Below are 19,650 nucleotides of genomic sequence, written 5' to 3'. Positions count from 1 at the left end.
GGATGCCCTGATCGCGCTGCTCTCCGAGACCTCGGTCTCGCCCGGCTCCAGCACGCCGCCGTGGCTCAGCAGGCGCGTTCTAACGCGCCTTACCACTCACGACGAGCTGCGGCAGACACGAAACCGGCCGCCACGCGGGGAGCGTGACGGCCGGTCCGGAACAGCGGGGGTCAGTCGTGCGACGGGCCCGTGTGGTACTCGAACACCAGGCCGCCGATCGTGATGAGCAGCGCGACCAGCGCGATGACCAGCAGCCAGATGTGGAAGAACGCCAGCGCCACGGCCGCGAGCGCCGCAGTGGCCGCCATGCCGATCGGCCAGTAGCTGCCCGGGCTGAAGAAGCCCAGCTCGCCCGCGCCGTCGCTGATTTCGGCGTCCTCGCGGTCTTCCGGCCGCGGCTCGATGCGGCGGGAGACGAACTGCATGTAGCTGCCCGCCAGGAACGCGAGGCCGCCGGTGAGGAACAGGGCGACGATGCCGACCGGCTCCGGTCCGTGGGTCGCGGACAGGCCGGTCCACACCCAGTACACGGCCGCCATGAACACGGCGAAGATCGCCACGATGAAGAAGATGCGGGCTTCGACCTTCATGGTCTTTTCCTACTCCTTGTGTGCCTGCGGCGTCAGTTGGACGCGGTGCGCGCCGTGCGGTCGGTGTTGAACGGCTGGGTGGTCACCGCGTGCGGGGTGCACAGCTCGCCGCAGTTCATCTTCGCCAGCGCTTCGGCCGCGGTGAACGTCTGGCCCGTCGCCGGGTTCACCTGCTTGCGCAGCGCGATGTACTGGTCGAACTTGTCCACCGACAGGGCGCGGACCTCGAAGTTCATCACCGAGTGGTAGGTGCCGCACAGTTCCGCGCACCGGCCGACGAAGGAGCCTTCGCGGTCGATCTTGTTCTGGAACGAGCTGTCCTGGTTGTTCTTCTCCGGGTTGGGGAAGACGTCCCGCTTGAAGTGGAACTCCGGGACCCAGAAGGAGTGGATGACGTCGGTGGAGACCAGGTCGTACTGGATGGTCTTGCCGACCGGGAGCACCAGCAGCGGGATCTCGCCGGACGAGCCGACCGTGCTGACCTGGCCGCTGCCGTCGGGCTTCGCCGCGTTGGCGTCCTCGTACTTGAACTCCCAGTTCCACTGGAAGGCGACGACCTGGACCTTGACGTCCGGGTTCGGGATCTTGTCCAGGACCTTCGACTCCGTCGTCGCGGTGAAGAAGAACAGGACGCAGACCATGATCGTCGGCACGACGACCGTGAACAGCTCGAGCGGGATGTTGTACTGGAACTGCCGGGGCAGCTCCTCCGGCTCGCCGTCGGCGGTCTTCTTCTTGCGGTGGAACGTCGCGGTCCAGAAGATCAGGCCCCACACGATGACGCCGACGACCAGCGCGGCCACCACGGCCCAGGTCCACAGCGTGCGCATCTGGTTCGCCTGCTCGGTGACACCGACCGGCCAGCCGAACCGCAGGATCTCGTCGCCGGAGCAGCCCGTCGCGGTCAGCGCGACCAGCACGGCCAGCGCGGCGATCCGCACGGTCCGCTTCCCCAGGGTGCGCTCGGGTTGTCCCACTGCGCCTCGCCCTTTCACCCAGAGCCTCCTACGACCGATCTTCGTGACAGGCGGAGCCTAGCCGAGTTGGCCCGTCCCGCTGACCAAGGGGTAACTGATGAGACTTATTCAACCGTCGGTCGGCGCGAACGGCAGTTCTGCGGGCAAGCTGCGGTCTGTAGCGCCGACCTAGCTCAAATAAGCCTCACTCGACGCGCGTGGTACTCGCCACGACCGCCCCGGCATACTGGGGCCTTCCCCCAGCCCGGTGAAGACCCCGAAGGTGTGTGAGTACCCGTGTGCGGCCTGCTTGGACTGATCTGCGCGACCGAGACCGGCGCGGCGAACGCGCGTGACGCCGTCGGCGCGGCCATGCGCTGCCAGCGTCACCGCGGCCCCGACGAGCAGGACACCTGGGCCGAGGCCGAGGTCGTCTACGGCTTCAACCGGCTCGCCTTCATCGACGTCGAGCACGCGCACCAGCCGCTGGTCTGGGGCCCGCCCGAGGCGCCGGGCCGGTACACGATGAACTTCAACGGCGAGATCTACAACTACCTGGAGCTGCGGGCCGAGCTCGCCGAGAAGCACGGCGCGAAGTTCGAGACCGAGGGTGACGGCGAGGCCATCGTCGCCGGCTTCCACTACCTCGGCGCCGACTGGGTGAAGCGCCTGCGCGGCATGTTCGCCTTCATGATCTGGGACTCGCAGGAGAAGCGCGTCTTCGGCGCGCGCGACCCGTTCGGCATCAAGCCGCTGTTCTACTCGGCCGGCCCCGGCGGCGTGGCGTTCTCCAGCGAGAAGAAGAGCCTGCTGGAGCTGTCGGACGTCCTCGGCGTCGCGCAGGAGCTGGACCGGAAGGCCCTCCAGCACTACCTGGTCCTGCAGTACGTGCCCGAGCCCGAGTCGCTGCACACGGCGATCCGGCGCGTGGAGTCCGGCACCTCGTTCGAGGTCGTGCCCGGCGGTGAGGTGAAGTTCACCCGCTACTTCCACCCGCAGTTCAGCGCGAAGCCGGTCAACTCCCCGGCCGAGGCCGAAGAGCTGTACCAGCGCATCGCCGACGTGATGCGCGACTCGGTCGGCAAGCACATGATCTCCGACCCGGACGTCACCGTCGGTGCGTTCCTCTCCGGCGGCATCGACTCCACGGCCACGGCCACGCTGGCCAAGGAGCACAACCCGAACCTGATCGCGTTCACCACCGGGTTCGAGCGCGAGGGCTACTCCGAGGTCGACGTCGCCGCCGAGTCGGCCGCGGCGATCGGCGTGAAGCACGTGGTCCGGACGGTGTCGGCGGACGAGATGATGGAAGTCCTGCCGCTCATCGTCTGGTACCTCGACGACCCGGTGGCCGACCCGGCGCTGGTCCCGCTGTGGTTCATCGCCCGCGAGGCCCGCAAGCACGTCAAGGCGGTGCTGTCGGGCGAAGGCGCGGACGAGCTGTTCGGCGGCTACACGATCTACAACGAGCCGATCTCGCTGGCGCCGTTCGAGAAGATCCCGGGCGGGATGCGGAAGCTCATCGGCAAGGTGTCGACCAAGATCCCCGAGGGCACCCGCGGCAAGGACCTGCTGCGCCGCGGCGCGCTGCCGCTGGAGGACCGCTACTACGGCAACGCCCGCAACTTCCGCGACGACCAGCTGCGCAACGTGCTGAAGACCTACCAGGAAGGCGTGGGGTTCAAGGACGTCACGGCACCCTGGTACGACGTCTCGCGCGGCTGGGACCCGGTGGCCCGCATGCAGCACGTCGACCTCTACACGTGGCTGCGCGGCGACATCCTGGTCAAGGCCGACAAGGTGACGATGGCGAACTCCCTGGAACTGCGGGTGCCGTTCCTGGACGCCGAGGTGTTCAAGGTCGCGGCGTCGATCCCGCTGGATCAGAAGCTCGCCCACGGCACGACGAAGTACGCGCTGCGCCAGGCGCTGGCCAAGATCATCCCGGCGCACGTGCTGAACCGCCGCAAGCTCGGCTTCCCGGTGCCGATCCGGCTGTGGCTGCGCAACGAGATGTACGACTGGGCCAAGGGCATCATCTCGGACTCGAAGACCGAGGAGCTGCTGGACAAGAAGGCGATCCTGGCGCTGCTGGAGGAGCACAAGGCCGGCCAGCTGGACCGCAGCCGCCAGCTGTGGGCGCTGATCGTGTTCATGCTGTGGCACGGGATCTTCGTCGAGCACCGCATCAAGCCCGAGATCCCGGAGCCGGTGTACCCGGTCAAGCTCTGAAGCTGTTGACGGCGAAGGCCCCGCACCGATCCGGTGCGGGGCCTTCGCCGTGAAGGTCTCAGGCCGCGGGCAGGACCACCGAGATCTCCTCCGCCGCGTCCGGGCCGAACGCGTCGCCGATGCGGGCGAGCGCCTCGGCGCGGTCGAACGTCCACTCCTGCGTGCCGACCGTCTCCAGCACCAGCACCGCGATCAGCGAGCCCAGCTGGGCGGCGCGCTCCACGCCGAGGCCGCCGTCGAGGGCGGCCAGGAAGCCCGCGCGGAAGCCGTCGCCGACGCCCGTCGGGTCCGCCTTGGCGCGCTCGGGGACCGCGCCGATCTGCAGCGCGACGCCGTCCTTGCCGACGATCTCCACGCCCTTCTCGCCCAGCGTCGTGATGCGCAGGCCGACCTGGTCGAGGACGTCGGCCTCGGTCCAGCCGGTCTTCTGGAGCAGCAGCTCCCACTCGTAGTCGTTGCTGAACAGGTACTTCGCACCGGCGACGAACTCGCGCGCCTGCTCGCCGGTCATCCGGGCCAGCTGCTGCGAGGGGTCGACGGCGAAGGCGTACCCGCGCTGCCGGCACTCCGCCGCGTGGCGGATCATGCCCTCGGGGTCGTCCGGGCTGATCAGCACCAGGCTCAGCGCGCCGGCGCGTTCGGCGATCGGCTGCAGCTCGATGTTGCGGGACTCGGCCATCGCGCCGGCGTAGAACGTCGCGATCTGGCAGAGGTCTTCGTCGGTGGTGCAGACGAACCGCGCGGTGTGCGCGACCTCGGACACGTGCACGCCCGAGGTGTCCACCCCGTGCCGCTCCAGCCAGGAGCGGTAGTCGGCGAAGTCGGCGCCCACGGCGCCCACGAGGACCGGCTGGACGCCGAGCACCCCCAGGCCGAAGGCGATGTTCGCGCCGATGCCGCCGCGCCGGACCACCAGGTCGTCGGCGAGGAAGCTCAGCGAGACGCGGTGCAGCTGCTCGGCGACCAGCTGCTCGGCGAACCTGCCCGGGAAATGCATGAGGTGGTCGGTCGCGATACTGCCGGACACCGCGATCCTGGCCCTGTCTGCCACCGGCTGCTCCTTCGTGTTCGACCTCACGGCAAAAAGCGCGAAGTTACCTCCGGGTCATGACCCATCCGGGTAGTTCGCGCGTGCCCAGCCGACACTACCGGCTGGTACTCCTTTTCCAGTCGAGGGCGGATCAATAGCGTTACGAATCGTGAACGCCGTCACCGAACCCGAGACCCTGTCCGAGCTGATCGCCGACTGCGCGCTCATCCCGGCGACGTTGCAGGCCGAGCGCCTGCCGCTGCCCCGCGTCACGGCCAAGCCGTGGGAGGTCGACGAGGCGTGCCACGCCCAGGTGGCCGAGCTCGACGCGTACGTGTAGGTCCACAGCAACGAGAAAGGCCCCGCCTCCCTGCCGGGAGACGGGGCCTTTCTCGAGCTTCACTCAGTGGAACGAGTCACCGCAGGCGCAGGAGCCGGTGGCGTTCGGGTTGTCGATCGTGAAGCCCTGCTTCTCGATCGTGTCCACGAAGTCGATGACGGCTTCCGACACGTACGGCGCGCTCATCCGGTCCACGGCGACCTTGAGGCCGTCGAAGTCGCGGAACAGGTCGCCGTCGAGCGTGCGCTCGTCGAAGAAAAGCTGGTAGCGCAGGCCCGCGCAGCCACCGGGCTGGACGGCGATGCGCAGGTGCATGTCGTCGCGGCCCTCCTGCTCGAGCAGGGCCTTCGCCTTGGAAGCCGCGGCGTCGGTCAACGTGACGCCGTGGGTCTCCTCGGCGGTCTCGGCCTGCGTCGCGCCGGCGTGCTCAGCGGTCGTCATGGCACTCCCTCAAGTTCGAACTCGCTGCGGATACTCCTCGTGCTGACGTGTTCAACACGCGAAGCGTCCGATCTGTTCCCCCACCATGGTCGCACATCGATCGCCCTGGTTACCGGCGGCGTGACGCCTGCAATACCCTGGTGAGGTGAGGTTCCTGCGCCGAAGCACCACAGACACCGCCGCCGACGAGCCGGAGTCGGCCGAAGCCGTCGACGTCGCCGGCAAGGCGTACACGCCCGGTAAGGGCAAGGCTACGCCGAAGCGCCGGGAGGCGGAGGCGAAGCGCCGGGGCCCGGTGGCGCCCCCGCCCACCACCATGCGTGAGGCGATGAAGCGCAACAAAGAGCTGCGCAAGGCGAACCCCCAGACCAAGGAAGACCGCCGCGCGGCGGCCAAGGCCCGCCGCGAAGCGATGATGCGCGGCGACGACAAGGCCCTGCTCCCCCGCGACCGCGGCCCGGTCAAGGCGTACGTCCGCGACCTGGTCGACAGCCGGCGCAACCTGCTCGGCCTGTTCATGCCGCTGGCGATCGTGGTGTTCCTGGCGCTGCTGGTGCCGCTGCCCCAGGTGCAGTCGTACATCACGCTCCTGTGCACGGCGATGCTGCTGGTGATGGCGATCGAGGGCATCGTGAACGGCCGCAAGATCGCGAAGCTGGTCCGCGAGAAGTTCCCGAAGGAAGCGGTGAACGGCCGGTCGATCGGCTGGTACGCGTTCGTGCGGGCGTCCCAGATCCGGAAGCTGCGGGTGCCGAAGCCGCGGCTCAAGCCGGGGGACCCGATCCCGAACTGAGCTGGTTCCGAGAAGCCGGGTCGAGCACTGCTCGACCCGGCTTCTTGCTGTCCGCGGCCGAAGTCACGGATTGTCGTCCCGCCGGCCGCTCCGGCACCCTGGTTGACTTCGGTGGCGGCGAGCCAGCCGGGACCGCATGCCGAAAAAGCCCGCCCCGGCGAGGGCCGCCTCCGCCCGGGCAACCCGAGTGATGCCTGCCTCACCCCACGGTCGTTAGCAGAGCAAACGATTACCGCCTAGGCTGGACCCATGGAGTTTCGTCGTCTCGGCCGCAGCGGCCTCAACGTCAGTGAGATCTCGTACGGGAACTGGCTCACCCATGGTTCCCAGGTCGAGGAGGACCAGGCCCACGCCTGCATCAAGGCCGCCCTCGACGCCGGTATCACCACCTTCGACACCGCCGACGTCTACGCCAACACCGCCGCCGAGTCCGTGCTCGGGCGCGGTCTGAAGGGGCAGCGGCGGGAAAGCCTGGAGATCTTCACCAAGGTCTACTGGCCCACCGGTCCCAAGGGGCCCAACGACAAGGGCCTGTCCCGCAAGCACATCATGGAGTCCGCCAACGCCAGCCTGACCAGGCTCGGCACCGACTACGTCGACCTCTACCAGGCGCACCGGTTCGACCGGCACACCCCGCTCGAAGAGACCATGCTCGCCTTCGCCGACCTCGTGCGGCAGGGGAAGGTCCTCTACGTCGGCGTCTCCGAGTGGACCGCCGAGCAGATCTCCCGCGGTGCCGCCCTGGCCCGTGACCTCAAGATCCCCTTCGTCTCCAACCAGCCGCAGTACAACATGCTCTGGCGGGTCATCGAGGACCAGGTCATCCCCGCCTCGGAGCGCGAAGGCATGAGCCAGATCGTCTGGTCGCCGATCGCGCAGGGTGTGCTCACCGGCAAGTACAAGCCCGGGCAGGACTACCCCGCCGGTTCGCGGGCCACCGACGAGAAGGGCGGCGCCGACATGGTCGCCCGCTTCCTCGACGAGAACGTCCTCAAGCGCGTCGCCGAACTGGAGCCGCTCGCCGACCAGGCCGGCCTGAGCCTCGCGCAGCTCGCCGTCGCGTGGGTGCTGCAGAACCCGAACGTCGCTTCGGCGATCATCGGGGCCTCGCGCCCGGAGCAGGTGCACGAGAACGTCAAGGCCGCCGGCAAGAAGCTCGACGCCGACCTGCTGACCGCCATCGACGAGGTCCTCGGCGACGTCGTCGAGCGCGACCCGAGCCTGACCAAGAGCCCCTAGTCCTGGTTGATCCGGCCCTGGAACGGCACGTCGAGGTCGAACGCGTCTTCCGGGGCCAGCCGGGGCTGCAGCCCGAACCCGCGCAGGAGGCGGCCGGCACCCGCCAGCCGGTCGCCTCCGCGCCCGGGCAGCCGCGACGGCGCGAGGCCGTGCGAGACCAGCAGCGTCTCGACTTCGTCGATCAGCTTGTACGGGTCGTAGTCACCCACGAACCCAGGTCCTCCCGGTGATCCGCTCGTAGACCTCGGTGTAGCGCTGCCGCGTCTGCTCGACGATGTCCGCCGGGATCTCCGGCCCGGGCGGGGTCTGGTCCCAGCCCGTCGACCGCGACCAGTCGCGGACGAACTGCTTGTCGAACGCGTGCTGCGGGCGGCCCGGCTCCCACTGGTCGGCGGGCCAGAACCGCGACGAGTCCGACGTCAGGACCTCGTCGCCGAGGGTCAGCGTGCCGTCGGCGTCGAAGCCGAACTCCAGCTTCGTGTCGGCGATGATGACGCCCTGCTTCGCGGCGTGTTCGGCGCCCTTCGTGTAGATCTCCAGCGTCAGCTCGCGAAGCCGCTTCGCGGTGTCCTCGCCGATGTCGTTCAGAACCTCGTCGAAGGTCATGAACTCGTCGTGCCCGGTGTCGGACTCCTTGGTCGTCGGCGTGAAGATCGGCTCCGGCAGCTTGTCGCCCTCGACCAGGCCCGGCGGCAGCGCGACGCCGGAGATCTTGCCGTCGCGCTGGTACTCGCGCAGGCCCAGGCCGGCGAGGTAGCCGCGGGCGATGCACTCGACCTTGACCATCTTCAGCGGCTTGCAGCGCATCGCGCGCCCGGCGAACTCCGCCGGCACGTCGGTGGTCGACACGACGTGGTTCGGGACGACGTCGGCCATCCGGTCGAACCACCAGGCCGAAAGCCGGTTGAGCAGCGCGCCCTTGTCGGGGATCGGCGTCGGCAGCGACACGTCGTAGACCGAGACGCGGTCGGACGCGACCAGCAGGATGTCCCCGCCGTCGAGTTCGTACAGGTCACGGACCTTGCCCGCGTGGATGTGCTTCATTCGCCGTCCTCAGTCGTGTACTCGTAGAAAACCCAGTGGTCGGGCAAGGCGGCGGACTCACCGTACTCGACGACCGTCCCGTCGGCCGCCAGGAAGGTGCTCCGGCCGAGCAGCACCGGCGACCCGGCGGGCAGCAGCAGTTCGGCCGCCTCCGCCTCGCCCGCGCGGCCCGCCGCGTGCCGTTCCTGCGTCGTCACGATCTTCGTGCCCAGCCGGGCGGCCGCGTGGGCCGCGGTGCCTTCGACGATCCGCTCCGCGACCAGCAGCGCCGGTGCCTTCGCCGACAGCGCGCCGTCGAACCACGACGTCGACGTCGACAGCGGCTGCGAGTCGGACCCGTAGGTGGTGCGCTGACGGCGGATGGCCGGGGCGCCCGGTTCGAGGCCCAGCGCGGCCGCGGCGCGTTCGGCCGCCGGTTCGAGGCCGGCCGACCGGATCACGGCGTAGTGGCCCGGCGGGTAGATCCGGCCGGTCCGCGCCGAGGCGGAGGTGCGGTCGCGGGCCGTGCGGTGCAGGCCGCCGCGGTCGACGACCGTGCCGACGCCGCGCACGGGCCGCACGAGGCCCTGCGAGCGGAGCGTGGCCAGCACCTTGGTCGCCGTCGCCATGGCGACGGCCCAGGTGCGTGCGATCTCCCTGGCGGACGGCACCGCGTCGCCCTCCTGCAGCCGGCCGGACAGGATGTCGTCACGGATCCGGCCCGCGATCTGCAGGTACGGGGGCTCAGGACGGTCGAGGGTGGGCAAGGCGGCTCCTCACAGGGACAACGCGCACAAGTGTTCTAGCACGCCGGAGTGTCTCCCACAAAGCCCTGTTCAGAACCACCCAGGTGTACTAGTACACGTGCTGGACTGCGCACTAGTGCGCAAGTTACCCTCGAAAGTGTGTCCCCGCCCACATCGCACAGCGGCTCAAGCGGCCAGGGCCTCGAGGAACTCCTCGAGGAACTCCGGCGCCGCAACTGGGTCCTGCACCTGTTCGGCGGCCGCGAGGCCCCGGAGATGTACGCGGCGGTCAAGCGGTGGCCCACCTGCGCGGACGTCATCCTCCTCCGCGACGAACACCGGGCCAGCGCCTACCGCGTGCCGACCTTCCCGGGCACGGACGTTTTCCACCCGAGAGTCGTCACCTGGCAGTACCACGCCACCCCGGTCTGGACGCTGCGGGCCGTGCTCACGCTGGCGGAGCCCGGCACCCCGGGCGCGCCGCTGCAGGCGCTGCGCCCGCAGCCGGACTGCTGCGTCCCGCCGGAACTGCGGCAGGACGTGACGATCCGGCCGACCGGATTGCCCAGGGAGGGAGACGACGGTGGCGGCCCGCCGGCGTGCGCCTAGCGGTTACCGCGCCCGGCGGGCGAGCAGCCGCTCCGCGACCACCAGGTCGTGGGGATAAGTGATCTTGAGGTTCTCGGGAGCCCCCGGGACCCAGCGGATCGGCAGGGAGGAGAACCGCTCCATGCAGGACGAAGTGTCCGTACCCACGAAACCTTCGCGCTCGGCCTGTTCGTAGGCCTCGAGCAGCGGTCCGGCCCGGAAGCCCTGAGGCGTCTGGACGCGGATCGCGCCGGGCACCTGGGCGACCAGGTGCCCGGCATCCACCCCGACGATGTCGTCCGCGGCCAGGCCCGGCACAGCCCCCCCGTCCTCGCGTGTCCGGGCCAACACCGCGCCGACCAGCTGTGGGTGGACCAGCGGCCGGGCCGCGTCGTGCAGCAACACGACGTCGACCCGGCCGCCTCTGATTCGCGGGGCGAGGTGCCGCAGCGCGTTGAGCTCGGACGCCTGGCGCGTGTCGCCGCCGTGCACGACCTCGACCCCGTCGCCGGCGACCTCTTCGGCGAGTTCGGTGTCCTGCGGCCGGATCACCAGCACGAGCACCCCGATGCCGGGAACGGTGCGGAAGGCATCGAGCGACCAGGCCACGACCCGCCGCCCGGCGAGCGGCAGGTAGACCTTGTTCAGCTTCGCGCCGACGCGGGTCCCCGCGCCGCTGGCCAGCACCACCGCGGCCGCCGTCGTCTCCACGAGCCGCGACACTACTGGGCCCGCCGGCAGGCGGCGCGCACCGGCGCCGAGCCGCGGCACCGGCCCGGGCAGCTGACCGGTAAGTTGGCCGCAGCGTTGCCGTGCCACAGTGTTGAAACCGGGGCTCCGCCCCGGGCCGGGGGCTCCGCCACCCGGAACCCCGAAGAGTCGAAGGGCCTGGTGTGGAGCCGGAAAACATCGAGTTCGCCGAGATCACCCCGCCCGACGACCACGCTCGGTCCGCCGCCATCGCGCTGCACGACAAGCTGGTCAAACCCGCCGGATCGCTGGGCAGGCTGGAAGAACTGGGCGTCTGGATCGCCGCCTGCCAGGGGCAGTCGCCGCCACGGCCGTTCACGCGGCCGCGCGTTGTCGTCTTCGCCGGCGACCACGGCATTGCCGCCAAGGGCGTCTCCGCCTATCCCGCCGAGGTCACCTCGCAGCTGCTGGGCACCATGCTCACCGGCGGCGCCGTGATCAACGTGCTGGCCGCCGCCGCGGGCGCGAGCGTGCGCGTGGTCGACCTGGCCGTCGACACCGAAGCCCCCGCGACCCGCTCGATCGGCGAGTTCAAGGTCCGCCGCGGCTCCGGCTCCATCGACGTCGAAGACGCGCTGACCGACGCCGAGGCCAAGGCCGCGGTCCGGGCCGGCATCGCGATCGCCGACGCCGAGGTCGACGGCGGCGCGGACCTGCTCATCCCGGGCGACCTCGGGATCGGCAACAGCACCCCGGCGTCCGTCCTGGTCGCCGCCCTGACCGGCAGCGAGCCGGTCGCCGTGGTCGGCCGCGGGTCCGGCATCGACGACAGCGCCTGGATGCGCAAGGCCACCGCCGTCCGCGACGCCCTGCGCCGCGCCCGCCCGGTGCTGGCGAACCCGGTGGACCTGCTGCGCACCACCGCGGGCGCGGACATCGCGGCGATGGCCGGCTTCCTGGCCCAGGCCGCGGCCCGCCGGACGCCGGTGATCCTGGACGGGCTGGTCGCGTGCGCCGCGGCGCTCGTCGCCGAAGACCTCGCCCCCGGCGCGCGCCGCTGGTGGGTGGCGGGCCAGCGGACCGCCGAACCCGCCCACGCCCTCGCCCTGGAGCACCTGGACCTGGGCCCGCTGCTGGAACTGGACGTCCGGCTCGGCGAAGGCACCGGCGCCGTGACGGCGTTGCCGCTGCTGATGATGGCCGCGCGCGTGCTCGCCGAGACCGCGACGCACGAGCAGGCCGGCGTCTCCGGCCCGCTGATCGCCGCGCCCGCTTCCTGACCTTTCCGGCCGCCGATGAACCGGCCCCCGCACCGGGAAGGTGCGGGGGCCGGTCTCGTCAGCCGAGCTTGACCATCCAGTGATCGGTGTCGGGGCGGGTGCCCTCCTGGATGCCGGTCAGCTCTTCGCGCAGCTTCATCGTCAGCGCACCCGGCTGCCCGTCGGCGACGGAGAACTCGCCGTTCGCGTGCTTCACGTGCCCGACCGGGGTGATGACCGCCGCGGTGCCGCAGGCGAACGTCTCGGTCAGCTCGCCCGACGCCGCCGCCTTCTCCCACTCGTCGGTGGAGATGCGGCGCTCCTCGACCTTGTACCCGAGCCGCGAAGCCAGCTCCAGCAGCGACTTGCGCGTCACGCCGGGCAGCAGCGACCCGGTCAGCTCCGGGGTCACCACCCGGGCGTTTTCACCGGAGCCGAAGACGAAGAACAGGTTCATCCCGCCCATCTCCTCGACCCAGCGCCGCTCGACCGCGTCGAGCCAGACCACCTGGTCGCAGCCCTTTTCGACGGCCTGCGCCTGCGCCACGAACGACGCCGCGTAGTTGCCGGCGCACTTGGCCGCGCCGGTGCCGCCGGGAGCCGCCCGGACGTACTCGGTGGACAGCCACACGCTGACCGGCTTCACGCCGCCGGCGAAGTACGAGCCCGCCGGGGACGCGATGACCGTGTACACGTAGTCGGCGGCCGGGCTGTTGACGCCGAGCCCGGTGGACGTCGAGATCATGAACGGCCGCAGGTACAGCGAATCACCCTGGCGGGTGGGCACCCACCGGCCGTCGACGGCGATGAGCTCGCGCAGCGACTCGACGAACAGCTCCTCGGGCAGCTGCGGCATGGCGAGCCGCTCGGCCGACTGCCGGAACCGGGTGGCGTTGGCGTCCGGGCGGAACGACGCGATCGAGCCGTCCGGCTGGCGGTAGGCCTTGAGACCCTCGAAGATGGCCTGGCCGTAGTGCAACACCGACGTCGCCGGGTCGAGGGTGAACGGGGCGTACGGGCCGACCTGGGCGTCGTGCCAGCCTTCGGCCTTCGACCACTGGACGGTCACCATGTGGTCGGTGAAGTACACCCCGAACCCGGGGGCGGTGAGTACCTCCGCGACACGGTCCGCGCTCGCAGGACTCGGGTGCGGGACATGGGCGAACTGTGTCGTGGTCGTCATGGCTAGACGATACCGCTTGCTCGGAAGCGCGTTAGTCGGATGTCCATCTGTTCGCGGGTTCCCCGCGCCCGCGGCCGCGGCACCCTAGGATGGCCCGGTGACCTACCACTCCACTGAGCCGGTCCCCCGGCCCAAGAGCACCGGCGCCGACGTCAAGACGTTCGTCACCGCGGTGCTGCTGACCTTCGGCGTCGGCCTGCTCGGCATGGTCGGCTGGGCCGTGCTGGACAGCGGCTTCGGCGGCTTCCTCGGCCTGGTCGCCGGGGTCTTCGGCATCGTGTGGTGGCGGAAGGTGCACGGCAAGGCGTTCCCGGCGGTGATCCCGACGAAGTCGGTCGTCGTCCTCGCGGTCGTCAACGCCGTGCTGGCGCTGATCCTTCTCCTGACCGCGGGCTGAGCTCCACCGGCAGGAACTGCGCCGGCAGTTCCGGCGCCGGCCAGCCGGGGTCCGGGCGGAAGTCGGTGTCCGTGCCGTCGAACGGGTAGGCGCCGCGTTCGGCCAGCGCGCCGATCCGCTCGCCCTCCGCGCGCAGCCGGTCGAACTGCTCGAGCGTCAGGCGGCCGACTTCCAGGGCGGCCTCGGCTTCGTCCTCGTCGTCCCAGCGCCAGCTGCCGTCGCGCTCGACGACGACGTCGAGCACGCCGTCGATCCGGTCGACCGCGGCCGCCGTGCGGCCCAGCGGGATCTCCAGGTTGACGTACCAGTTCTTGAACCGGCCTTCGAGGTCGAAGAACCACCAGACCGACGACCACTCGTCTTCGGGGATCCGGCGCAGGGTCGACGCGCCGTGCCAGGAGTCGGCGACCGGCACCCGCGGGATGCGGAACCGCTGGTCGAGCGGGGCGTCCCGCATCAGGCGGCCGTCGGCGAGCCTGCTGCCGACGATCGGGGTGCCCGCCGGCAGCCACGCGAGCAGGACGCGGCCGTCGTCTTCGAGCACGCGCAGCGGGTGGACTTGGCCGATCGAGCCGTCGGGCCGGTGGAACCGCTCGACCACGGTCTCCCCCGGCCGCCAGCGTCGATCACTCACGGGTCCCACTGTACCTGCGCGCGCGTACGCCCAGTAGCAGCTCGATCACGGTGACCAGGCCCGCGAGGACCAGCACGGGCAGCAGCGGCAGGAAGTACGCGGCCGCCGCGGCGGCGGCGAGCCCGGCGAGTCCGGGGACGCCGGTCCGCGCCCGGGTTGCGGCGCCCGCGGAGAGCGCCGGGACGACGGTCGCGACCACGGCGAAGGCCGTGAGCAGCGGCTGCAGCGCGTCCGCGTCGGCGGCGGACAGCAGGTCGCGCAGCGAGGTGAGCGACAGCCCGAGCCGCACCGCACCGAGCTGGTAGAGCGCGGCGAAGGCGGCCAGGAGGGCGACCGCGCCGAGCAGCAGCACGCGCAGGCCCGCCTTCTCGCGCCCGCCCGGCCGCAGGAACGGCAGCGTGAGCACGGCCGCGACGAGGACACCGGCGAAGTCCGGGGGCTGCAGGCCGTCCGCCGTCCCCACCGGCGGCACGGCGACGCACACCACGACCAGCGTGAGCCCCGCCGCGAGCAACAGCCCGATGGTGATCCGTACGACGATCGTCGGGATCTTCAGCCCGGCGAACCCGGCCCCGGCGACCACGACGACGAACGCGGCCGCGGCGAGTTCCCGGTGGGCGGGGAAGACGTAGGCCCCGAACGCGATGGCGTAAACGGTCACTTCCGCGAGCCGCGCGACCGCGACGACCACCCGGTCGACCAGGGCATCCCCCGGTTCCGGCACCCGCGCCGTCACGCCCGCGGCGATCGCCGCGAGCACCAGCCCGGCGAGCAGCCACCAGCCCGCCCCCGCCGCTGCCGCCGCCAGCGCCACCAGCAGCCCACCGCCCAGCCGCACGCGGCCCTCCCTCGCCCTCTGTTCACCCGTGGTCAGGTCGTCATTAGCATGGCTCACGATCCGGCCGGGCCGGTGCCCGGTACCACCGAGAAACGCGCGAGGAGCCAGAAGTGACCGTGCCTAAGCTCGCCCTGTCCGACAACACCGGGGAGGCACTGGCCAAGACGCGCGCCGACGTGGTCGTCATCGGCACCCTGCAGGGCGAGGACGGTCCCGTGCTCGCCCCCGGCGCCGCCGCCGTGGACGCCGCCTTCGACGGCCGCCTCGCCGGCCTGCTCGCCACCCTCGGTGCCAGTGGCAAGGCCGAAGAGGTCGTCAAGGTCCCGACGCTGGGCAAGCTCCCGGCCGGTGTCGTGCTGGCCGTCGGCCTGGGCAAGGCGGCCGGCGCCGTCACCCCCGAGCAGGTCCGCCGCGCCGCGGGCGCCGCCGGCCGCGCGCTGGCCGGCACCGACCGCGCGCTCGTCACGCTCTCGGAGCTCGACCTGCAGGCCGCCGTCGAGGGCACGATCCTCGGCTCGTACGTCTTCACCGACTACCGCTCCGAGAAGGGCGACGCCCCGCTGGCGAAGGCCGACTTCGCGAGCCCGGCCGAGGGCACCGCTCGCGAGCACAAGGCGACGCTGAAGGCGGCCGGCAGCATCGCCGAGGCCGTGCTCGTCGCCCGCGACCTGATCAACACCCCGCCGAACGACCTGTACCCGGCCTCCTTCGCCGACCGCGCGAAGAAGCTGGCCGAGGACAACGGCCTCGAGTTCGAGGTGCTCGACGAGAAGGCGCTGAAGCGCAAGGGCTTCGGCGGCATCCTCGGCGTCGGCGGCGGCTCTTCGCGCCAGCCGCGCCTGGTGCGCGTCGGCTACAAGCCGGCCAAGGCCGCCAAGAAGGTCGCGCTGGTCGGCAAGGGCATCACGTTCGACTCGGGCGGCATCTCGCTCAAGCCCGCCGCGAACATGGACCACATGACCTCGGACATGTCCGGCGCGGCCGGCGTGCTCGCGGCCGTGGTCCTGGCGGCGAAGCTGAAGTACCCGCTGGAGGTCGTCGCGCACATCCCGCTGGCGGAGAACCTGCCGTCGGGGACGTCGTACCGGCCGGGCGACGTGCTGACGATGTACGGCGGCAAGACCGTCGAGGTCCTCAACACCGACGCCGAGGGCCGGCTCGTCCTGGTCGACGCGATGGTGCGCGCGGCCGAGGAGAACCCGGACTACCTCATCGAGACCTCGACGCTGACCGGCGCCCAGGTCGTCGCGCTCGGCAACCGGACCGCCGGCGTGATGGGCTCGGACGACTTCCGCGACCGCGTCGCCGCGATCATGCAGGCCACCGGCGAGAACGGCTGGGCCATGCCGCTGCCGGAGGAACTGCGTGCGGACCTCGACTCGCGGCTGGCCGACCTGGCCAACGTGACCGGCCACCGCTGGGGCGGGATGCTGGCCGCCGGGATCTTCCTGCGCGAGTTCGTCGCCGACGGCCTCGACTGGGTCCACATCGACATCGCGGGCCCGTCGTTCAACACCGGCTCCCCGTGGGGCTACACCGGCAAGGGCGGCACCGGCGTCCCGGTCCGCTCGATCGCCGCGGTGCTGGCGGACATCGCCGCCAACGGCTGAGCACCCTTCCGCACCGGTCGTGAGTGTTCAGGCGGGCTGGAACCCGCCTGAACACTCACGACGGTTTGGGCCGAAAGATCCCTTTCGATGGGATCCGCGACGCCGTACCGTGACCGGGTGACCACCGGGCCGGTCGAAGAGGACACGCCTGCCGCGATCGCCGCCGAGCACGACGAGGAACGCCCGGCGCGCACTCTCTCCCGCGTCCCCGACCGCGTCGTCTACTTCGTCGCCCTCGCCGTCGCGGTCCTCGTGCTCAAGCAGGTGTTCTTCCCGTTCGCCAAGGGCAACCAGTTCTTCCTGGTGCTCTTCCTCGGCTGCACGCTCCCGCTGGTCTTCCTCTGCTACCGCCCGCGGCTGCGCGGCCGCGACGACCCGGGCTGGACGGACTGGGCACTGGCGGTGCTCGCCCTCGCCGTCGGCCTGTACCCGGTGCTGGTGGGCTACGACGACTTCCTGAACCGGCAAGGAATCCTGTCGCCGCTGGACATCGTGGCCGGCGCGCTGCTGCTGGTCCTGGTCCTCGAAGCCACCCGCCGCACGACCGGTGTGGTGCTGCCGATCGTCTGCCTGCTGTTCCTGGCCTACGCCTACTACGGCGGCTACCTCCCGCAGAACTGGGGCATCGCCCACGCGGGCATCGACTTCAGCCAGATCGTCAACGCGCTCTTCAACGACGCCAGCGGGTTCTACGGCACTCCCCTGGACGTCGCGGCGAGCTACATCGTGCTGTTCACGCTCTACGGCGCGGTGCTCAACGCTTCCGGCGCCGGGAAGTTCTTCGTGGACATCTCCTTCGCCGCGTTCCGCCGGTCCCGGACCGCGCCCGGCCGGACCACCGTGCTGTCGGGCTTCCTGCTCGGCACGGTGTCCGGTTCGGGCACCGCCACCGCGGTCAGTCTCGGCTCGATCACCTGGCCGATCCTGCGGGAAGCGCGGTACCCCAAGGAAAACGCGGGCGGGCTGCTCGCCGCGTCCGGCATCGGGGCCATTCTTTCGCCGCCGACGCTGGGCGCCGCCGCGTTCATCATCGCCGAGTACCTGCAGACGTCGTACCTGAAGGTGCTGGTCTGGGCGACCGTCCCGACGCTGCTCTACTACCTCGGCATCGTGTTCGCGATGGAGGCCGACGCGCGGCGCTTCCAGGCCGAAGCCGTCGACGTCCCGCACGGCGATCCCGGGAAACTGTTGCGGCACGGCGGTTACCACTTCCTGTCGCTGGCGATCATCGTCGTGTTCCTGGCCCTGGACATCCCGCCGTTCGCCGCGGTGGTCTACGCCACCGGCGTCGCGGCGCTGTTCGCGCTGATCGCCCGGCGCCGCGATGTCCGCGGCTGGGCGAAGGACATGGTCGACGCGCTTTCGGCCGGTGTCCGCGGGGCGCTGCCGGTGATCGCGGTGTGCGCGGCGGCCGGCGTGATCACCTCGACCATCACCAAGACCGGGCTGGGCCTCGAACTCGCCGACGCGCTGGTGGAACTGGCCGGCGCGCTCACCGACAACGGCACCCTGATCCTCATCCTGACCGTGCTGCTCTCGGCCATCGCCGTCGGCGTCCTGGGCCTCGCCGTGCCCGTCACCGCGAGCTTCATCATCGCCTGGGTGGTGATCGGCCCCGCGCTGGAGACGCTGGGCGTCGCCGACGCCGAGCGCGCGATGTTCATCTTCTACTACGCGGTGCTGTCCGAGGTCACGCCGCCGACCGCGCTCGCCGCGGTGGCTTCGGCGGCGATCACCGGCGGCTCGGTGCTCGGAACCATGTGGCAGTGCTGGAAGTACACGCTCCCGGCGTTCCTGGTGCCGATCGCGTTCGTGCTCACCGACAACGGCGCCGCGCTGCTGCTGGAGTCCGACCCGCTCACCGTGCTGTGGGTGACGGCGGTGTCCGCGCTCGCCGTCGCCGCACTGGCCGTGGTGACCGGGGGCTGGCTCTTCGGGCCGGTCAGCCTCCCGGTGCGCCTGTTGTTCGTGCCCGCCGCGCTCTGCCTGCTCTACCTGGAGCCGGTGCCGATCGCGATCGGTGTCGCGTGCGGCGCCGCCGCGCTGCTCACCCACGCCGTGATCAAGAGGAGGACAGCATGAAACGCGCAGTCGCCGCCGCCGTGGTGCTCGCTCTGGCCGTCACCGGCTGCGGAGGGAAGCAGCAGACCGACCAGTCCGCCCCGGGCAGTGCGACACAGTCCTGCGAAGCGGGCGAAGGCCGGATCACCATCGCCACCGGCAACAGCGGCGGCGTGTACTACGTGCTGGGCGGCGGGCTCGCGCAGCTGATCAGCAACAACACGAAACTGCGCGCGACCGCGGCCGAGACCGGTGCGTCGGTGCAGAACATCCAGCAGCTGGTCGCCGGCAACTACGACGTCGCGTTCTCGCTGGCCGACACCGCGGCCGACGCCGTGAACGGCAAGGGGTCCTTCGCCGGGAAGCCGCAGAAGATCCAGGCGCTGTCGCGGATCTACCCGAACTCGACGCAGGTACTGGTGCGCACGGACGCCGGCATCGACAGCGTCGCGGACATGAAGGGCAAGCGGATCTCCACGGGCTCGCCGAAGTCGGGCACCGAAGTGATCGCGAACCGCCTCCTGCAGGCGGCGGGCCTCAAGCCGGACACCGACGTCCAGGCGCAGCGGCTGGACCTGGCCAAGACGGCGGACGGCATGAAGGCGGGCACGCTCGACGGGCTCGTCTGGTCCGGCGGCCTGCCCACCGCGCAGATCACCGACATAACCACGGCGTTGAAGGACAAGGTGAAGTTCCTCGACATCACGCCGCTGCTGCCCGCGCTGAAGCAGGTCAACCCGGTCTACGACCAGGCCGTGATCCCGAAGGCGGCCTACGGGCAGCCCGCGGACGTGCCGACGGTCGTGGTGCCCAACCTGCTGCTGGTGCGCGACGACTTCCCGGCGGGCAACGCGTGCGCGATCACGAAGCTGATCTTCGACAAGCAGGCGGAGCTGGCGAAGGTGCACCCGGCGGCGAAGGAGATCTCGCGGCAGCTGGCGACGCAGACCGGCCCGGTGCCGCTGCACCCGGGGGCGAAGCAAGCGCTGGGCTAGGGTCG

21 protein-coding genes are annotated in these 19,650 nt (G+C 70.9%); 10 read left to right on the top strand and 11 right to left on the bottom strand.

Features of this window, described 5'->3' with window-relative positions; genetic code table 11:
- Window positions 1-170: 170 nt before the first annotated feature.
- Both AB0M93_RS48120 and AB0M93_RS48115 read right to left on the bottom strand, forming a co-directional pair.
- On the bottom strand, window positions 171-590 hold the full coding sequence (locus AB0M93_RS48120) for a cytochrome c oxidase subunit 4 (RefSeq protein WP_364288101.1): 420 nt from the start codon (window positions 588-590) through the stop codon (window positions 171-173).
- Between the two features lie 32 nt (window positions 591-622).
- On the bottom strand, window positions 623-1,567 hold the full coding sequence (locus AB0M93_RS48115) for a cytochrome c oxidase subunit II (protein ID WP_364288098.1): 945 nt from the start codon (window positions 1,565-1,567) through the stop codon (window positions 623-625).
- A 276-nt stretch (window positions 1,568-1,843) separates the two neighbouring features.
- Between AB0M93_RS48115 and asnB the strand changes: the two genes are divergently transcribed.
- On the top strand, window positions 1,844-3,778 hold the full coding sequence (gene asnB / locus AB0M93_RS48110) for an asparagine synthase (glutamine-hydrolyzing) (RefSeq protein WP_364288095.1): 1,935 nt from the start codon (window positions 1,844-1,846) through the stop codon (window positions 3,776-3,778).
- 58 nt (window positions 3,779-3,836) lie between these two features.
- Here asnB and AB0M93_RS48105 read toward each other — a convergent pair whose 3' ends face one another.
- Window positions 3,837-4,829 (bottom strand): carbohydrate kinase family protein, encoded by a 993-nt coding sequence (locus AB0M93_RS48105; RefSeq protein WP_364288092.1) that lies wholly within the window; start codon window positions 4,827-4,829, stop codon window positions 3,837-3,839.
- Window positions 4,830-4,977: 148 nt separating this feature from the next.
- On the opposite strand from AB0M93_RS48105, the gene AB0M93_RS48100 reads away from it, so the two are divergent.
- Window positions 4,978-5,148 carry a hypothetical protein gene (locus AB0M93_RS48100; protein WP_364288089.1) on the top strand — a complete coding sequence of 57 codons (171 nt, stop codon included), beginning with the start codon at window positions 4,978-4,980 and terminating at the stop codon, window positions 5,146-5,148.
- Between the two features lie 63 nt (window positions 5,149-5,211).
- On the opposite strand, the gene AB0M93_RS48095 is transcribed toward AB0M93_RS48100, so the two are convergent.
- The gene (locus AB0M93_RS48095; protein WP_004562664.1) at window positions 5,212-5,589 is read right to left on the bottom strand and encodes an iron-sulfur cluster assembly accessory protein; all 378 of its coding nucleotides are present in this window, start codon (window positions 5,587-5,589) and stop codon (window positions 5,212-5,214) included.
- 145 nt (window positions 5,590-5,734) lie between these two features.
- Between AB0M93_RS48095 and AB0M93_RS48090 the strand changes: the two genes are divergently transcribed.
- Together AB0M93_RS48090 and AB0M93_RS48085 are read left to right on the top strand one after the other, a co-directional pair.
- Window positions 5,735-6,382: a DUF3043 domain-containing protein gene (locus AB0M93_RS48090; protein WP_364288086.1), complete on the top strand. Its 648-nt coding sequence runs from the start codon at window positions 5,735-5,737 to the stop codon at window positions 6,380-6,382.
- 249 nt (window positions 6,383-6,631) lie between these two features.
- Complete coding sequence (locus tag AB0M93_RS48085) at window positions 6,632-7,621, top strand: aldo/keto reductase family protein (RefSeq protein WP_364288083.1); 990 nt, start codon at window positions 6,632-6,634, stop codon at window positions 7,619-7,621.
- Here AB0M93_RS48085 and AB0M93_RS48080 read toward each other — a convergent pair.
- The 3 genes from AB0M93_RS48080 to AB0M93_RS48070 are packed head-to-tail and all read right to left on the bottom strand — an operon-like array spanning window position 7,618 to window position 9,411.
- Window positions 7,618-7,830 carry a hypothetical protein gene (locus AB0M93_RS48080; RefSeq protein WP_364288080.1) on the bottom strand — a complete coding sequence of 71 codons (213 nt, stop codon included), beginning with the start codon at window positions 7,828-7,830 and terminating at the stop codon, window positions 7,618-7,620. The two genes, AB0M93_RS48085 and AB0M93_RS48080, sit on opposite strands and share 4 nt — an antisense overlap.
- Window positions 7,823-8,665 (bottom strand): phosphoribosylaminoimidazolesuccinocarboxamide synthase, encoded by an 843-nt coding sequence (locus AB0M93_RS48075; protein WP_364288077.1) that lies wholly within the window; start codon window positions 8,663-8,665, stop codon window positions 7,823-7,825. The genes AB0M93_RS48080 and AB0M93_RS48075 overlap by 8 nt, the downstream gene beginning before the upstream one ends.
- Window positions 8,662-9,411 (bottom strand): GntR family transcriptional regulator, encoded by a 750-nt coding sequence (locus AB0M93_RS48070; protein WP_364288074.1) that lies wholly within the window; start codon window positions 9,409-9,411, stop codon window positions 8,662-8,664. The genes AB0M93_RS48075 and AB0M93_RS48070 overlap by 4 nt, the downstream gene beginning before the upstream one ends.
- A gap of 138 nt (window positions 9,412-9,549) precedes the next feature.
- Here AB0M93_RS48070 and AB0M93_RS48065 point away from each other — a divergent pair, with 138 nt between their 5' ends.
- Complete coding sequence (locus AB0M93_RS48065; protein WP_364288071.1) at window positions 9,550-9,999, top strand: hypothetical protein; 450 nt, start codon at window positions 9,550-9,552, stop codon at window positions 9,997-9,999.
- Window positions 10,000-10,002: 3 nt separating this feature from the next.
- Here AB0M93_RS48065 and AB0M93_RS48060 read toward each other — a convergent pair whose 3' ends face one another.
- A complete protein-coding gene (locus AB0M93_RS48060; protein WP_364288068.1) occupies window positions 10,003-10,689 on the bottom strand; it encodes an IspD/TarI family cytidylyltransferase in 687 nt (228 codons plus the stop codon).
- Between the two features lie 182 nt (window positions 10,690-10,871).
- Between AB0M93_RS48060 and cobT the strand changes: the two genes are divergently transcribed.
- Window positions 10,872-11,948 (top strand): nicotinate-nucleotide--dimethylbenzimidazole phosphoribosyltransferase, encoded by a 1,077-nt coding sequence (cobT, locus tag AB0M93_RS48055; protein ID WP_364288065.1) that lies wholly within the window; start codon window positions 10,872-10,874, stop codon window positions 11,946-11,948.
- A gap of 58 nt (window positions 11,949-12,006) precedes the next feature.
- Here cobT and AB0M93_RS48050 read toward each other — a convergent pair whose 3' ends face one another.
- Window positions 12,007-13,110 carry a branched-chain amino acid aminotransferase gene (locus AB0M93_RS48050; RefSeq protein ID WP_364288062.1) on the bottom strand — a complete coding sequence of 368 codons (1,104 nt, stop codon included), beginning with the start codon at window positions 13,108-13,110 and terminating at the stop codon, window positions 12,007-12,009.
- Window positions 13,111-13,207: 97 nt separating this feature from the next.
- Here AB0M93_RS48050 and AB0M93_RS48045 point away from each other — a divergent pair, with 97 nt between their 5' ends.
- Window positions 13,208-13,507, top strand: a complete 300-nt coding sequence (locus AB0M93_RS48045; RefSeq protein ID WP_364288059.1) for a hypothetical protein — start codon at window positions 13,208-13,210, stop codon at window positions 13,505-13,507.
- Here AB0M93_RS48045 and AB0M93_RS48040 read toward each other — a convergent pair.
- Entirely contained in the window at window positions 13,464-14,141 is a 678-nt protein-coding gene (locus AB0M93_RS48040) for a DUF402 domain-containing protein (RefSeq protein WP_364288056.1), read from the bottom strand. The two genes, AB0M93_RS48045 and AB0M93_RS48040, sit on opposite strands and share 44 nt — an antisense overlap.
- On the bottom strand, window positions 14,134-14,979 hold the full coding sequence (locus AB0M93_RS48035; RefSeq protein ID WP_364288053.1) for a hypothetical protein: 846 nt from the start codon (window positions 14,977-14,979) through the stop codon (window positions 14,134-14,136). The genes AB0M93_RS48040 and AB0M93_RS48035 overlap by 8 nt, the downstream gene beginning before the upstream one ends.
- A 110-nt stretch (window positions 14,980-15,089) precedes the next feature.
- Between AB0M93_RS48035 and AB0M93_RS48030 the strand changes: the two genes are divergently transcribed.
- The 3 genes from AB0M93_RS48030 to AB0M93_RS48020 all read left to right on the top strand — a co-directional run bounded on the left by AB0M93_RS48030 (window position 15,090) and on the right by AB0M93_RS48020 (window position 19,645).
- Window positions 15,090-16,589: a leucyl aminopeptidase gene (locus AB0M93_RS48030; protein ID WP_364288050.1), complete on the top strand. Its 1,500-nt coding sequence runs from the start codon at window positions 15,090-15,092 to the stop codon at window positions 16,587-16,589.
- An 87-nt stretch (window positions 16,590-16,676) separates the two neighbouring features.
- The gene (locus AB0M93_RS48025) at window positions 16,677-18,671 is read left to right on the top strand and encodes a TRAP transporter fused permease subunit (RefSeq protein ID WP_364288047.1); all 1,995 of its coding nucleotides are present in this window, start codon (window positions 16,677-16,679) and stop codon (window positions 18,669-18,671) included.
- Window positions 18,668-19,645, top strand: a complete 978-nt coding sequence (locus tag AB0M93_RS48020) for a TAXI family TRAP transporter solute-binding subunit (RefSeq protein ID WP_364288044.1) — start codon at window positions 18,668-18,670, stop codon at window positions 19,643-19,645. Before AB0M93_RS48025 ends, AB0M93_RS48020 begins: the two co-directional genes overlap by 4 nt.
- Window positions 19,646-19,650: the final 5 nt, after the last annotated feature.

Source organism: Amycolatopsis sp. NPDC051102, from assembly GCF_040682815.1.
GTDB lineage: Bacteria > Actinomycetota > Actinomycetes > Mycobacteriales > Pseudonocardiaceae > Amycolatopsis.
This window is presented reverse-complemented; position numbering and strand designations above follow the sequence as displayed.